The organism is Mesorhizobium sp. M1169 (genome assembly GCF_040318345.1).
Taxonomy (GTDB): domain Bacteria; phylum Pseudomonadota; class Alphaproteobacteria; order Rhizobiales; family Rhizobiaceae; genus Mesorhizobium.
The window spans coordinates 177,957-193,033 of the sequence record NZ_JAMYME010000004.1 but is presented as its reverse complement, the minus strand read 5'-3'; the positions used below and the strand labels follow the sequence as shown (position 1 = coordinate 193,033).

Sequence of the window (15,077 nt, the reverse complement as noted above, 5' to 3'; positions counted from 1 at the left end):
CCAGACATGGCCTTTTCGATAGGTGACGATCCACACAACCGGTGGAGAGAGCGATCCCGGGAACCTACAAAGTAGGTGGGCGCCGTATGAGAAAACCCACGGGTCTTCCCAGGGACAGCTCCCTAGGGATCATTAAGGCCCCGGGGAAAATGTTCTCCTGCCGGGAAGCGCAGACCGTCTCCGCCAATATAGGCAGACGGCAGACCAAGCGCCAGAGAGACGACATGTTTCGAGTCTTAAATCGACGCAGAACCGCTCGACGAGGGTCGCGCCGGCAAGATCCCCGCTTTGCCAGCAGCGCCTTGCACAGCGAAGGCCGCCTCCTTAGGGTCGCGCGATGAACCCGGGAGCAAAAATGCGTTTTGAAGGCACGGCAGCCTATGTCGCCGACAAGGATCTGATGGTGGCGGTCAACGCGGCGATCGCGCTCGAGCGGCCGTTGCTGGTCAAGGGCGAGCCCGGTACCGGCAAGACCGAACTTGCCCGCCAGGTGGCGGCGGCGCTCGGCATCGATCTGATCGAATGGCATGTCAAATCGACCACGCGGGCGCAGCAGGGCCTCTATGAATATGATGCCGTCTCGCGGCTGCGCGACAGCCAGCTCGGCGACGAGCGCTTCAACGACATCCGCAATTACCTCAAGCGCGGCAAGCTGTGGGACGCCTTTGCTGCCGGCAAGAAAGTCGTGCTTCTGATCGACGAGATCGACAAGGCCGATATCGAGTTCCCCAACGATCTGTTGCAGGAACTGGATCGGATGGAGTTCTTCGTCTACGAGACCGGCGAGACCATCCGTGCCACCGTCCGGCCGATCGTCATCATCACCTCCAACAACGAAAAAGAGCTGCCGGACGCCTTCCTGCGCCGCTGCTTCTTCCACTACATCCGCTTTCCCGACGTCGAGACGCTGCACAAAATCGTCGACGTGCACTATCCCGGCATCAAGCAGAACCTGGTGCGCGCCGCACTCACGCAATTCTATGAAATCCGTGACGTGCCGGGCCTCAAGAAGAAGCCGTCGACCTCCGAGGCACTCGACTGGATCCGCCTGCTGGTCGCCGACGAGATCGCGCCCGAGGACCTGCGCGCCGACCCGAAGAACGTGCTGCCCAAGCTGCACGGCGCCTTGCTGAAGAACGAACAGGACGTGCACCTGTTCGAGCGCCTGGCCTTCATGGCGAGACGGCAGGGATGAGGGGCCGGTCGGCCGGAAGCCCACGAAGTCACCGGACAGCGCTTTCCCGGTGCTGGACCGTTGCCTCTAGCCGGGCACGGAGGCAGCTTCAGGTTGCCGACTTCAGAGGGAAACGAAATGACCGAGATCACCATCCGCCCATTGGCGCAATCTGACCACGCCGATTGGCGACGTCTTTGGACCGCCTATCTCACCTTCTACGAAACCAAGCTGCCGGAAGAGGTTTACGCCGTCACCTGGAAGCGGCTGTTCACGGCGGGCGAGTTCGAGCCGAAAGGCTTCATCGCCACCCTCGACGGCAAGGCCGTCGGCCTGACGCACTATCTCTACCATCGCTCCTGCTGGTCGCAGATAAACAACTGCTATCTGCAGGACCTGTTCGCCGACCCCGATGTACGCGGCAAGGGCGTCGGCGCCGCCCTGATCGAAGCGGTCAAGCAGGAAGCCGGCAAGATCGGCGTCAAGAACGTCTACTGGATGACCCACGAAACCAACACCACGGCACGCAAGCTCTACGACCACGTGGCGCGGCGGACCGGCTTCATCGAGTACGATCTGCTATGATGAAGCCAACGATTGAAATAATCACCTGTGCGCAATATATTGCGCATGATCAGGGGCGACAGTGCCGCTGATCGAGACCAACACGCGCAAGATTGTCACGAGGCTTTTACGTGACGGCTGGGTGAACGTAGGCGGCGGCAAACACGAGAAGTACGAGCATCCGGAAAGGCCGGAGATCATGATTATCGTGCCGCGGCATCGCGAACAATCTCTGGGTGTTGCGCGGTCGATCGCCCGGCTTGCTGGATGGATTTAAGGACGAATCATGACGCACTATGTCGGAATTCTTGACGGCGCAGATGAAGTCTGGGGAGTGCGGGTGCCTGATCTTCCCGGATGTCACGGCGGTGGCGCAAGTCCCGAAGAGGCGATAGCCGATGCGACTTCTGCCGTTCGCGAATGGGCAGAGACACGAATGGCGAAGAACTTGCCCTTGCCCGCGGCGCGCACTGTGGCAGATCTGCTCCGACTGGGCGAAGTCGATAGCGCTGCCGGTGAATCCGCCGTGATGATCCCTGTGCTGATCGATTCCGGACGGCCTGTCCGGGCCAATCTGTCGCTCGACGCAGGTCTTTTGGCGGCAATCGACGAAGAAGCGGGTCGGCGTGGTCTGACGCGTTCCGCCTTTATCGCCAGCGCCGCACGGGAGAAGATCGAGGGACACAGATAAAGTCGGACCATGTTCATCCCCTTCTTCCTCGAACTGAAGGCAGCGCGGGTTCCGGTCTCGCTCCGCGAATATCTGTCGCTGCTGGAGGGGCTGGAGGCCGGGCTGGTCGACTATGATGTCGAGGGCTTTTACTATCTCGCCCGCGCCGCTCTGGTGAAGGACGAGCGCCACATCGACCGCTTCGACCAGGTCTTTTCGCACATCTTCAAAGGTGTCGAGGCGCAAGCTGGCGAAAACGCGGTCGATGTCGCAAACATCCCGGAGGAATGGCTGCGGAGGCTCGCCGAAAAGCACCTGACCGACGAGGAGAAGAAGCTGATCGAGGCGCTGGGCGGCTTCGGAAAGCTGATGGAGACGCTGAAGAAGCGGTTGGAGGAGCAAAACGGCCGGCATCAGGGCGGTTCGAAATGGATCGGCACCGGCGGCACCTCGCCCTTCGGCGCCTATGGCTACAATCCCGAAGGCGTGCGCATCGGCCAGCACGAAAGCCGCAACCGCCGCGCGGTAAAAGTCTGGGACAAACGCGAGTTCAGGAATTTCGATGACGCCGTCGAACTCGGCACCCGCAACATCAAGGTCGCGCTGAAGCGCTTGCGCCGCTGGGTGCGCGAAGGCGCCGAACAGGAATTCGACCTGCCCGGCACCATCCACGCCACCGCCGAGCACGGTTATCTTGACGTTAAGACACAACCCGAACGTCGCAATGCCGTGAAGCTGCTGATGTTCTTCGATGTCGGCGGCTCGATGGACGACCATGTCAGGAGTGTCGAGGAGCTGTTTTCGGCCGCCCGCGCCGAGTTCCGCCATCTCGAATATTTCTATTTCCACAACTGCCTCTACGAGGGCGTGTGGAAGGACAATCGCCGCCGCCATGCCGAGGTGATTCCGACCTTCGATCTCCTCCATAAATATGGCCCCGACTACAAGGTGATCGTCGTCGGCGACGCCTCGATGAGCCCCTATGAGATCGCTCAACCCGGCGGCTCGGTCGAGCATTGGAACAAGGAGGCCGGCGCCGTCTGGCTCGGCAGGCTGCTGCAGCAATGGCCGAACGCCATTTGGCTCAATCCGGAAGACGCGAAGAACTGGGGTTTTACCCATTCGATTGCCATGATCCGCGATATTTTTGGCGGCCGCATGTTTCCGCTGACGCTCGCCGGCCTCGAAGCCGCGACGAAGCAACTTTCAAGGAAGCACTGAATGGATCCACGCAAAACAGGACGGTCGACCTGTTTCCTTTGCCTGCAATGCGGTGTCCAGTTCGCGGCGACAGCGACGCCGCCGCGACATTGCCCGATCTGCGAGGACGAGCGGCAATATGTGCGCTGGGAGGGCCAGGCCTGGACCACGCCGGAAGAGCTCGCCGCCGGCCATCGGGTCGTGATCAAGGATGATGCCGGCGTGCTCGCCTTCGGCATCGAGCCACGCTTCGCTATCGGCCAGCGCGCATTGCTGGCGCAAACGCCGCACAGCAATGTGCTGTGGGACTGCATCTCGATGGTCAGCGACGAGGCGGTGGCCGAGATCAACCGCCGGGGCGGCCTGGCCGCCATCGCCATTTCGCACTGCCATTATTATTCGGCAATGGTCGAGTGGAGCGAGGCGTTTGGCGGCGTGCCGATTTATCTGCACGCCGATGATCGTCAGTGGATCATGCGGCCGCATCCGGCAATCATCAGTTGGGAAGGCGAGATGCGCGCCATAAACCCGTCGCTGACGCTCATCCGCTGCGGCGGCCACTTTGCCGGTGGCCAGGTACTGCACTGGAAGCGCGACCGCGGCAATGCCATCCTGGCCGGCGACATCCTGCAGGTGGCGCCGACCCGCCGTCATGTCAGCTTCATGTACAGCTATCCGAACTATATCCCGCTCAACGCGACGAAAGTGCTCGGCATCAAGGCCGCGCTGGAGCCTTTCGCGTTCGACCATATCTACGGCGCATGGTGGAACCAGAACGTCATCGGAGACGCAAAGGCGGCATTTTCAGCATCGGTTGCGCGCTATCTCGCCGCCATCGCCTGAGGGATTCTTCGCGGCAGGATACGAAATACGAGCAAACGCCGTAACAAATGCCTATTTCAGGCGAAGTTGCGAAGGCAACCCAAATAGCGACATAAGCTAAGAGGAAAAAATGGACAGCCACACCTACCCCGTTACCCGCACCGATGCCGAATGGCGCGCCCGGCTGACGCCCGAGCAATATGCGGTGATGCGCAACCACGGCACCGAGCGGCCGGGAAGCTGCGCCCTGCTGCACGAGAAGCGCGCCGGCACCTTCTCCTGCGTCGGCTGCGACCAGCCCTTGTTTGAATCCAAGCTGAAATTCGAGAGCGGCACCGGCTGGCCGAGCTTCAACGACCCAGTGCCGGGTTCGGTCGAGACCACCGTCGACCGCAGCTACGGCATGGTCCGCACCGAATGCCATTGCGCCCGCTGCGGCAGCCATCTCGGCCATGTCTTCGAGGACGGCCCGCCACCGACCGGTCTGCGCTATTGCATCAACGGCGTGGCGCTCAAATTCGCGCCGGCCGCCTGATCGTCAGGCCACAACCACCAGGATCAGCCACAACGTGGCGCCAAGCGTCATCAGCGAGGCCATGACGCCACTCGATTTTCCGGCAGTTCGCCAAACGGCAAAGGTCAGGAAGATATTGTAGGGCACCGGCGCGAAATGCACCGCCAGGACGAGCGCAAGCGGCAGCTTCAATCCTAGCAGAATGAGCGCCCCCACCGACGACGCGACGTTGATCGCTGTGCCGACAACGACCAGGTCGCGCCAGAACAGCCGATCGAGCGGCACGCCGCCGAACCAGCGTGAGCGGAAGAAGGCGGCAACGCGCGACATGATCGTCATCGATCGATCGGCTCCCTGGCTGCGCACCAGAGCAACCCTTCCACAAGGATTGCGTCTGGAAACCCTGCTTTATTCCTGACCCAGAACGTCGGCAATCGCGCGCTCGAAACGTGAGGCTTCCGTCACCAGCCAGTCGGTCATCGCCGGCCAATTGTCCTCGGCAAAACAATTCACCCGCCACATCGAATTGATGCCGAGGCCGTCGCAACTTTGTTCTGGCCTGAGCTTCAGCCTGTCTTCGATGGCCGGCTGGAACGGCTTCAACCGCGACCAGGCTTGCGTGGCACCGAACTTCTCGTTGCGGCCGAAGAAGACGCCGACATGATTGTGCGCAGGCGCGACATACATGGAAAGGACCAATGCGAAATCGGGCAGCCCACGCTGCCAGAACCACGGTCCGCGCCTCGCCAACAGAGCCCTTTCATCCGGATGCCGTTCCGCGAACAGCGTCCAGAAGCTGCGTTGGCGGAATTCAGAGGCGCGGTGGGCGCCGAAGTCGAATTCACTCATGGCTGGATTCCATGGTCAGAACCGCTTCTCCCGCGATCGTCTCCGGCGCCGAGGCCGGCCTTTACACCATGCCGAGCGCAGCCTTGTACAGATCGAGGATGGACTCCTCTTCCTGCCGCTCGGCCTGGTCCTTCTTGCGCAGCCGGATGATCGACCGCATCGCCTTGGTGTCGAAGCCAGTGCCCTTGGCCTCGGCGAACACTTCCTTGATGTCGTCGGCAATCGTCTTCTTCTCTTCCTCGAGCCGCTCGATTCGTTCGATGAAGGCGCGCAGCTGGCCGGCGGCAACAGTCTGGCTGGTCTCGGTGATGTCGTCGGCCATATTCTTCTCTCCGCGTCGTTTCTCGCCGCGACTCGGGGTGACCCGAGCGGCGAATTGCAGCGGTTCGATGCCCGACCGGGCGCGGCGGGTCAAGGTACTATCGATGCGGCATGAAGGGCTGCTGCCAGGCGCCGACAAGGCCCTATCGATGCCGGCCTGTTTCACCCGAACGCGATCAGCAGATCCTTGGCATCGATCTGGTCGCCGGCCTTGACCAGCACCTCGGCTATGGTGCCGTCGCGTTCGGCATGCAACGCCGTTTCCATCTTCATCGCTTCGATCGACAGCAGCACGTCGCCGGCCTTCACCGCCTGGCCGGCAGCGACCGCAAGCGCCGAGACGACGCCAGGCATCGGCGCGCCGACATGCGCCTCATTGCCCGGCTCCGCCTTGCGCCGTGCCTTGGCAGCGGACGCGCCATGCGCCCGGTCCGGCACCTTCACCCGGCGCGGCTGCCCGTTGAGCTCGAAGAACACGGTGACCATGCCCTTTTCGTCGACATCGCCGATGGCAAGGCAGCGCACCACCAGCGTCTTGCCTTTTTCGATGTCGACGAAAATCTCGTCTTCCGGCTTCATGCCGTAGAAATAGGTCGGCGTCGGCAGCACGCTGACCGGCCCGTAGGTCTCCTGCGCGGCGGCAAAATCGGAAAACACCTTCGGATACATCAGCCACGACGCGAACTCGAACTCGCTGAGCTTGCGCTCGAGCTTTTCCTCGACCTCCGCGCGACTGGCCTTGAGGTCCGCCGGTTTGAGCAGCGAACCCGGCCGCACCGTGATCGGCTTTTCGCCCTTCAGCACCTTCTTCTGCAATGGCTTTGGCCAGCCGCCCGGCGACTGGCCGAGATCGCCGCGCAACATCGACACCACCGAATCCGGGAAGGCGATGTCCCTCGCCGGATTCTCGACGTCGGCGACGGTCAGGTCCTGGCTCACCATCATCAGCGCCATGTCGCCGACGACCTTGGACGACGGCGTCACCTTGACGATGTCGCCGAACATCAGATTGACGTCGTGATAGGTCTGCGCCACTTCGTGCCAGCGTGTCTCCAGCCCGAGCGAGCGCGCCTGTTCCTTGAGGTTGGTGAACTGACCGCCCGGCATTTCGTGCAGATAGACCTCCGATGCCGGCCCCTTCAGGTCGCTTTCGAAGGCTGAATACTGGTTGCGCACCGCCTCCCAGTAGAACGAGATGTTCCTGATCCACTGCGGGTCGAGGCCCGGATCGCGCTCGGTGCCCTTCAGCGCCTCCACGATCGAACCGAGGCACGGCTGCGAGGTGTTGCCCGATAGCGAATCCATCGCCGCGTCGATGGCATCGACGCCGCTCTCCACCGCCGCCAGCACGGTTGCCGCCGACAGGCCGGATGTGTCGTGGGTGTGGAAGTGGATCGGCAGGTCCGTCGCCTCGCGCAGTGCCTTGAACAGCGCGCGGGCAGCGCTCGGCTTTAGAAGCCCAGCCATGTCCTTGACGGCGATGATATGGGCGCCTGCCGCCTGCAATTCCCTGGCCAGGCCGACATAGTATTTCAGATCGTATTTCGCCCGCGCCGGATCGAGTATGTCGCCGGTATAACAGATCGCCGCTTCGATCAGTCTGCCCTCGGCGCCAACCGCATCCATGGCCACGCGCATGTTCTCGACCCAGTTCAGGCAGTCGAAGACCCGGAACAGGTCGATGCCGCCGGCAGCGGCCTGGCGGACGAAATGCTGGACGACATTGTCGGGATAGTTGGTATAGCCGACGCCGTTGGCACCGCGCAGGAGCATCTGCAGCAGAAGGTTGGGTGCTGCCTCGCGCACCAGCGACAGCCGCTCCCATGGGTCTTCGGTGAGAAAGCGCATGGCGACGTCGAATGTGGCGCCGCCCCAGCATTCGAGCGACAAAAGCTGCGGCAGAGCACGCGCATAGGTGCCGGCAATTCCGGCAATGTCATAGGTGCGCACACGCGTCGCGAGCAAGGATTGATGCCCGTCGCGCATTGTCGTGTCGGTGACCAGCACCTCTTTTTGCTCGCGCATCCACGCGGCGAATTTCTCCGGCCCGAGCACGTCGAGCTTCTGCTTGCTGCCTTGAGGCACATTGCCGTTGAGATATGGCACTACCGGTGGCGCCGCATCGGCCTTTGGCTGCGGCCGGCCGCGCGTCTCGGGATGACCATTGACCGAAACGTCGGCAAGGTAGTTGAGCAGCTTGGTCGCGCGGTCCTGCCGCTTCACACTGGCGAACAGTTCCGGCGTCGTGTCGATGAACTTGGTGGTGTAGGAATTGTCGGCGAAGCTCGGGTGATTGATGATCGCCTCGAGGAACGTGAGGTTGGTCGCCACGCCGCGGATGCGGAATTCGCGCAGCGCCCGGTTCATGCGGGCGATGGTCTCGGCCGGCGTCGGCGCCCACGCCGTTACCTTTTCCAGCAGCGGATCGTAGAAGCGGGTGATGACCGCGCCCGAATAGGCGGTGCCGCCATCAAGGCGGATACCGAAGCCGGTGGCACCGCGATAGGCGGTGATGCGGCCATAGTCGGGGATGAAATTATGCTCGGGATCTTCCGTGGTGATGCGGCACTGCAGCGCGTGGCCGTTGAGCCTGATGTCCTTCTGCGCCGGAACGCCCGATTCCGCCGTGCCGATGGCAAAGCCGTCGAGGATATGGATCTGCGCCTTGACGATGTCGATGCCGGTCACCTGTTCGGTGACCGTGTGCTCGACCTGGATACGCGGATTGACCTCGATGAAGTAGAATTTTCCGGTATCGGCATCCTGCAGGAACTCGACCGTGCCGGCGCCGATATAGCTGGTTTCGCGCGCGATCCTCAGCGCGTAGCCGCAAAGCTCCTCGCGCTGTGACATTTCGAGGTAGGGCGCCGGCGCCCGCTCGACCACTTTCTGGTTGCGGCGCTGGATCGAACAATCGCGCTCGAACAGGTGCACGGCGTTGCCATGAGTGTCGCCCAGCACCTGCACCTCGACATGGCGTGCGCGCTCGATCAGCTTTTCGAGATAGACCTCGTCCTTGCCGAAAGCCGCCTTCGCCTCACGCTTGCCTTCCATGACCTCGCGCGCGAGATCGGCCTCGGAGCGGATGGCGCGCATGCCGCGGCCGCCGCCGCCCCAGGATGCCTTGAGCATCACCGGGTAGCCGATCGTCTTGGCGAGTTCCCTTACCGCCGCCATGTCGTCCGGCAAGGGATCGGTGGCGGGAATTACCGGCACGCCGACTTCGATCGCGAGGTTGCGAGCGGCGACCTTGTTGCCTAGCCTGCGCATCGTATCCGGCTTTGGCCCGATGAAGATGATGCCGGCCGTGGCGCAGGCCTCGGCGAATTCCGGGCTTTCCGACAGCAGGCCGTAGCCTGGATGGATGGCATCGGCGCCCGATAGCCTGGCGACGCGGATAACCTCCTCGATCGACAGATAGCTTTCTATCGGCCCCATGTCCCTGGCCAAATGCGGCCCGCGCCCGACCTGGTAGCTTTCGTCGGCCTTGAAGCGATGCAGGGAGTATTTGTCCTCCTCTGCCCAGATCGCCACGGTTTTGAGGCCGAGCTCATTGGCCGCGCGGAAGACGCGGATGGCTATTTCGGAGCGGTTGGCGACAAGGATCTTCGAGATTGCCAAGGACAGGGCTCCGGACGCGGGAAAGGGAACTGTCGGACATGATTAGCGCGAAAATGCTGCAGTGCAAACAAAAATGGAGACGTCGGCTAAACCGATTTAAATCCTTGCGCCCATGCGATGAAGCAAAAGACAAATGAAAAATGCCCGGCGCGAGGCGCCGGGCATTTTTTGGGCTGCAGGCGTTTGCCGGCTTATTGTTCGAAGTAGGTGTACTTGCCGTCGTCACCCTTCTTCCAAGTGTAGATGACGTAGTCGGGACGGGTGATGTCGCCCTTTGCGTCATAGCCGATGTCGCCGATGGCGGTCTTCCACGGGCCACTCTTCTTGATCTCTTCCGCAACCTTCTGCGCGTCGTCGGAAGAGCCGACCTTGTTGGCGGCGGCGGCGACGATCTGCAGCGCGGCGTAGGAGTAGAGCGTATAGGCTTCAGGCTCGAAACCGGCGGCGCGGAACTTCTCCACGAGTTCCTTGGCGTTCGGGTTCTTGCGCGGATCGGGAGCGAACGTCATCAGCGTGCCGTCGACGGCATCGCCGGCGATGGAGGCCAATTCGTTCGACACGATGCCGTCGCCGGACATGAACTGGGCCTTGAGACCCTGATCGGCGAGCTGGCGCATAATCAGGCCGGCCTCGGTGTGCAGGCCGCCATAGTAGACGACGTTGACGCCGGCATCCTTCATCTTGGCGATCAACGCCGAGAAGTCCTTGTCGCCGACATTGATGCCCTCATACATGGCTTCGGTCACGCCATCAGCATTGAGTGCCTTCTTGGTTTCGTCGGCGAGACCCTGGCCGTAAGGCGTCTTGTCGTGGACGACGGCGATCTTGCCGTCCTTAAAGTGCGCGGCGAGGTAGTCGCCGGCAACCTTGCCCTGCTGATCGTCGCGTCCGCAGGTACGGAACGTGTTCCACAGGCCCCGCTCGGTCAGCTTCGGGTTGGTCGCGGAAGGCGTGATGACGAGAATGCCGTTCTCGGCATAGACCTCTGACGCCGGAATGGTGACGCCCGAATTGAAGTGGCCGACGACATATTTGACGCCATCGGCGACAAACTTGTTGGCGACCGAGATGCCCTGCTTCGGATCCGACACGTCGTCGCCGACCTCGATCTTGATCTGCTCGCCGTTAATGCCGCCAGCCGCGTTGATATCGGCGGCAGCCTGTTCGGCGCCCTTCTGCAACTGCGCGCCGAATGCTGCGTTCGGGCCAGTGATCGGACCGGCAACGCCGATCAGGATGTCAGCCCACGCGCTGCCGCTGAACGCGACAAGCGCGGTCAGGGCGACGGCGGACAAAAGTGACTTTTTCATTGAAACGCTCCCATTTACCGAGTGGGCGTGGATGTTGCTTTCATGCGATGCCCACTCTTGCTCGCAGAAAGAGTACTTTGCCGATTTTCAGGCACTTGTCACGCCGATTCATCCCTGAAGCGCCGTTAATGATAAATGTCAACCTTTTGGTTTCCAGCTCAAAAGAGAGGCTCTTTCGTAAAGCCAATTATACTGCGTTACCATCTGGTTGGTGCGCGTGTATTGGTAGCCAATGAAGCCCAATATCATCAGCACGATGGTGTCGACCACGTAGTAATGCAGCGAAAACATCGTTCCGCCGAACAGCGCATGATGGATGAATCTTACGCCGATGCCGAGCCCCAGCATGTAGGCGAACAACTGGGCGAAGCTGCGCCACGTCTGCGCACATGCCTTGCCCGTCATCCACGCCGCCCAGCCGCCGAGCAGGCAGGTGACGAAGAAGAACTGCCAGATCGAAGGTTCCTCATAGACAATGCCCTGCATGATTGATGTCTCCTGAAACTCAGTGATGGCCGCCTTCGAGATAGGCGGCGCGCACCTCCGGATTGGCGAGCAACTCCTTGCCGGTGCCGCTCATCGTCACGTTGCCGTTGACCATGACATAGCCGCGCGTGGCGAGCTTCAGAGCGCCGAAGGCGTTTTGCTCGACCAGGAACACCGTCAGTCCCTGCGTGCGGTTCAGCTCCCGGATAGCGTCGAATATCTGCTTGACGATCAGCGGCGCCAGGCCAAGCGACGGCTCGTCGAGCAAAAGCAGCTTCGGCCGCGCCATCAGCGCGCGCCCGATCGACAGCATCTGCTGCTCGCCGCCGGACAGCGTGCCACCACGCTGGGCAATGCGTTCCTTCAGGCGTGGAAACAGCGTGAACACCTTCTCGACGTCCTCGTCATAATGCTCGAGGTTGTCGAGGCTGGCGCCCATTTGCAGGTTTTCCATCACCGTCATGCGCGGGAAAATGCGGCGCCCTTCCGGCGACTGGGCGATGCGCATGCGCGCGATCTCGTGGGTCGGCATCTGGGTGATGTCGGTACCGGCGAATGTGATGGTACCCGCGCGGGCGCGGGGAGCACCGAAGATGGTCATCATCAGCGTCGACTTGCCGGCGCCGTTGGCACCGATCAGCGCTACGATCTCACCTTGCTTGACCGTGACATCGACGCCGTTCAGCGCCCTGATGTTGCCGTAGTAGGTCTGGACGCCCTTGATATCGAGCAGCGTTGTGCCGGCCATTATTTCCGCCCTCCACGCCGATTAGAGGTGCCGGGAGTTTTTGACTTCACCGGAGCCTTGGAGGCCGGCTTTGCAGTGGAAGATTTTGCGGCAGAAGATTTCGCGGCCGATTTGGCTTTGGCCGGCGATCCGGACTTTGCCGCGGCACTCGACCTTGCATCGATCTGCCCGGCTTTCGAAGCGCCCTTTGACACGGTGACGCGTTCGCCCTCGCTATGGCCGACCGTATCGGCCACCGGTCCGGCGAGATACGAAGACGATGTGCCCGGTCCATGCGCCGCATCCGGACCCGTATCCAGTTGCTCGATGACGTCCTCGTCGCCGACTTCGGTCAGCACCGTCTCGACGTCCTCGTCTTCGACGCCGAGGTAGGCAGCGATGACGCGCGGGTCGGTCCGCACCGATTGCGGGTTGCCGTCGGAGATCTTGCGCCCGTATTCGAGCACGACGACATGGTCTGAAATCTGCATAACCACCGCCATATCGTGTTCGATCAAAAGGATCGACGTGCCGGTGTTGTCCTTGATGTCCATCAGCAGTGCATTGAGCGCCGCCGATTCCTTCGGATTAAGGCCGGCGGCCGGCTCGTCGAGGCACAGAAGCTCAGGGCCGGTGCACATGGCGCGAGCAATTTCGAGTCGTCGCTGCGCGCCATAGGGCAGATCGCCGGCAGGATCGTCGGCGCGGTCGACGAGATCGGCCTTCTCCAGCCAGTGCTCGGCCAGTTCAACCGATTCCGCCGAAGCCTGTCTGTATCCGCTATAACCGAACAGGCCGAGAATGGTATAGCCGGACGCCTTCATCAGCTTGTTGTGCTGGGCGACCAGCAGGTTCTCCAGCAGCGTCATGCCCGAGAACAGGCGGATGTTCTGGAAGGTGCGCGCCACCTTGGCCCGCGCCGGGATTTCATGGTTCGGCAAACGTTCGAGCAGGAAGGTCGAGCCGTCGCGCCGATTGAGCGTGATCATGCCTTCCGACGGTTTGTAGAAACCGGTGATGCAATTGAACACGGTGGTCTTGCCGGCGCCGTTGGGACCGATCAGCGCGGTGATCTCGCCGCGTTTGGCCTGGAACGACAGGTCGCCGATGGCGACGAGACCGCCGAACTTCATCGACAAATGATCGACCTGCAGGATGGCATCGTTCACGGAGGGGCTCGCGTTCATCAGCCGTGTCCCTCCTTGGTGAAGGACCCCGACACCGCCCTGCGCACCTTGAGGAAGGCTGTCGGCTCGCGGCTGCCGACGAAGCCGCGCGGCTTCCACAGCATGACGATGACCATGGCCATGCCGAACAACAGCATGCGATAAAGCTCCGGCGTGAAGTCGGGGCCGAACCCGGGTATAACCTTGATGTTGCCCCAACTCAGGCCGGTCTTGAGGAAATCCAGTTCGCGCAGGATTTCGGTGCCGCCGATCATCACCATGGCGGCGACGGCAATGCCGACCAGCGAGCCCATGCCGCCAAGCACGACGATGGCAAGGATGATCGCGGATTCCAGGAAGACGAAGGATTCCGGGCTGACGAAGCCTTGCCGCGCGGCAAAGAACGAGCCGGCGAAGCCGCCAAACATCGCGCCCGTGGCAAAGGCCGTGAGCTTGGTGGTGGTGGTGTTGATACCGAGCGAGCGGCAGGCGATCTCGTCCTCGCGCAGCGCTTCCCAGGCGCGGCCGACCGGCAGGCGCCTGAGCCTCACGGTGACGAAGGCCGTCAGCAGGCAGAGCCCAAGGATCAAATAGTAGAGGAATATCTTGTAGTAGGCACCCGATTGGGCGATGCCGAGCACCTTCGAGATGTAGTTCGGATCGGAAACGTTGAACGACATCAGGCCGAAGAAAGACACCTTCGGGATGCCGGAAATGCCGGCCGAGCCGTTGGTCACCTCGCGCCAGTTGATGATCACCAGCCTTATGATTTCGCCGAAGGCGAGCGTCACGATCGCCAGATAGTCACCGCGCAGGCGCAGCACCGGGAAGCCGAGCATCACGCCCCAGAACGCAGCCATCAGGCCGGCGGCGGGCAGCAGGATCCAGAAGGAGAGGCCGAAATGCGTGCCGAGCAGCGCATAGGCGTAGGCACCGACGGCGTAGAAGGCGACATAGCCGAGATCGAGCAAGCCGGCCAAGCCGATAACGATATTCAGCCCCCAAGCCAGCATCACGTAGATCAGGATCTGGATGCCGTAATTGTCGACATATTTCAGCGAGCCCTGGAAACCGGCGGCCATCGACCCGGCATATAGAGCCAGCACCAACACCACGATAATCGGGTAGAGCGCCAGTGCGGTTATGCCCAATGCCGAGAAATGAGCGTGAATGAAGGCCCGGAACCGATATATCAGCCAAGCCAGCGCATAGATGATTGCGAGCGCCCGCAGGAACCGCACAAAATCGGAAAGTTCCGGCCCTAAGGCCTCGGTCAGAAAGCTGCTGAGCGCGAGCAGAATAACGGCGACGGCGAGCGCCACGATGAACGCGGGAAGGCGGAAGAATCGCGAAGCCAGGCTGACCGGCAGCAGGCCGGTGGCGACGTCGACGATCTTCTGGTTCGCCAGGAAGGGCTGGCCATAGGCGACATAGAGGAAGCGTCCTGCCATGGTGGCGATCACGACGCCGGCGAGCAAGCCCCAGCGTTGCACCAGGATCAGTTCGTTGGAGATATTCTGGTCGGTTTTCAGGCCGATAAACAGCACGAACAGGCCAAGCGAGATGGCGCCGGCATAGAGCGCTTCGCGAAAAGCGCGCTGGACCGGGGTGGCGACGACGGTGCTTTCCGGAGACACGGTAACCGCCATGATC

16 protein-coding genes and 1 other RNA gene are annotated in these 15,077 nt (G+C 61.8%); 7 read left to right on the top strand and 10 right to left on the bottom strand.

The features are described from left to right. Positions 1-23 precede the first annotated feature (23 nt). A non-coding RNA gene (gene ssrS / locus NKH41_RS06110) (6S RNA) lies at positions 24-179 on the bottom strand. Between the two features lie 176 nt (positions 180-355). On the opposite strand from ssrS, the gene NKH41_RS06105 reads away from it, so the two are divergent. From NKH41_RS06105 to msrB, 7 genes are all read left to right on the top strand, one after another. Continuing rightward, a complete protein-coding gene (locus NKH41_RS06105; protein ID WP_352767584.1) occupies positions 356-1,195 on the top strand; it encodes an AAA family ATPase in 840 nt (279 codons plus the stop codon). A 117-nt stretch (positions 1,196-1,312) separates the two neighbouring features. Continuing rightward, entirely contained in the window at positions 1,313-1,759 is a 447-nt protein-coding gene (locus NKH41_RS06100) for a GNAT family N-acetyltransferase (protein WP_352450857.1), read from the top strand. A 61-nt stretch (positions 1,760-1,820) separates the two neighbouring features. Beyond that, positions 1,821-2,015: a type II toxin-antitoxin system HicA family toxin gene (locus NKH41_RS06095; protein WP_126104508.1), complete on the top strand. Its 195-nt coding sequence runs from the start codon at positions 1,821-1,823 to the stop codon at positions 2,013-2,015. Positions 2,016-2,024: 9 nt separating this feature from the next. After that, positions 2,025-2,429 (top strand): type II toxin-antitoxin system HicB family antitoxin, encoded by a 405-nt coding sequence (locus tag NKH41_RS06090; protein ID WP_254816428.1) that lies wholly within the window; start codon positions 2,025-2,027, stop codon positions 2,427-2,429. A gap of 9 nt (positions 2,430-2,438) precedes the next feature. Further along, complete coding sequence (locus NKH41_RS06085; protein WP_352767582.1) at positions 2,439-3,629, top strand: vWA domain-containing protein; 1,191 nt, start codon at positions 2,439-2,441, stop codon at positions 3,627-3,629. Beyond that, the gene (locus NKH41_RS06080) at positions 3,630-4,451 is read left to right on the top strand and encodes an MBL fold metallo-hydrolase (RefSeq protein ID WP_352450859.1); all 822 of its coding nucleotides are present in this window, start codon (positions 3,630-3,632) and stop codon (positions 4,449-4,451) included. A 109-nt stretch (positions 4,452-4,560) separates the two neighbouring features. Further along, on the top strand, positions 4,561-4,965 hold the full coding sequence (gene msrB, locus NKH41_RS06075) for a peptide-methionine (R)-S-oxide reductase MsrB (RefSeq protein WP_352767581.1): 405 nt from the start codon (positions 4,561-4,563) through the stop codon (positions 4,963-4,965). 3 nt (positions 4,966-4,968) lie between these two features. On the opposite strand, the gene NKH41_RS06070 is transcribed toward msrB, so the two are convergent. The 9 genes from NKH41_RS06070 to livM all read right to left on the bottom strand — a co-directional run bounded on the left by NKH41_RS06070 (position 4,969) and on the right by livM (position 15,073). Continuing rightward, on the bottom strand, positions 4,969-5,283 hold the full coding sequence (locus NKH41_RS06070) for a hypothetical protein (protein WP_352471234.1): 315 nt from the start codon (positions 5,281-5,283) through the stop codon (positions 4,969-4,971). A gap of 69 nt (positions 5,284-5,352) precedes the next feature. Next, the gene (locus NKH41_RS06065; protein WP_352471235.1) at positions 5,353-5,793 is read right to left on the bottom strand and encodes a hypothetical protein; all 441 of its coding nucleotides are present in this window, start codon (positions 5,791-5,793) and stop codon (positions 5,353-5,355) included. 61 nt (positions 5,794-5,854) lie between these two features. Continuing rightward, the gene (locus NKH41_RS06060) at positions 5,855-6,115 is read right to left on the bottom strand and encodes a DUF2312 domain-containing protein (RefSeq protein ID WP_023719653.1); all 261 of its coding nucleotides are present in this window, start codon (positions 6,113-6,115) and stop codon (positions 5,855-5,857) included. 161 nt (positions 6,116-6,276) lie between these two features. Next, positions 6,277-9,735: a pyruvate carboxylase gene (pyc, locus tag NKH41_RS06055; RefSeq protein ID WP_352767579.1), complete on the bottom strand. Its 3,459-nt coding sequence runs from the start codon at positions 9,733-9,735 to the stop codon at positions 6,277-6,279. Positions 9,736-9,926: 191 nt separating this feature from the next. Beyond that, positions 9,927-11,045: a branched-chain amino acid ABC transporter substrate-binding protein gene (locus NKH41_RS06050; RefSeq protein WP_352471237.1), complete on the bottom strand. Its 1,119-nt coding sequence runs from the start codon at positions 11,043-11,045 to the stop codon at positions 9,927-9,929. Positions 11,046-11,183: 138 nt separating this feature from the next. After that, on the bottom strand, positions 11,184-11,531 hold the full coding sequence (locus tag NKH41_RS06045) for a DUF6867 family protein (protein WP_352471238.1): 348 nt from the start codon (positions 11,529-11,531) through the stop codon (positions 11,184-11,186). 19 nt (positions 11,532-11,550) lie between these two features. After that, positions 11,551-12,279: an ABC transporter ATP-binding protein gene (locus tag NKH41_RS06040; RefSeq protein ID WP_352471239.1), complete on the bottom strand. Its 729-nt coding sequence runs from the start codon at positions 12,277-12,279 to the stop codon at positions 11,551-11,553. Next, the gene (locus tag NKH41_RS06035) at positions 12,279-13,445 is read right to left on the bottom strand and encodes an ABC transporter ATP-binding protein (protein WP_352540330.1); all 1,167 of its coding nucleotides are present in this window, start codon (positions 13,443-13,445) and stop codon (positions 12,279-12,281) included. The genes NKH41_RS06040 and NKH41_RS06035 overlap by 1 nt, the downstream gene beginning before the upstream one ends. Then, complete coding sequence (livM, locus tag NKH41_RS06030; RefSeq protein ID WP_352767577.1) at positions 13,445-15,073, bottom strand: high-affinity branched-chain amino acid ABC transporter permease LivM; 1,629 nt, start codon at positions 15,071-15,073, stop codon at positions 13,445-13,447. Before livM ends, NKH41_RS06035 begins: the two co-directional genes overlap by 1 nt. Positions 15,074-15,077: the final 4 nt, after the last annotated feature.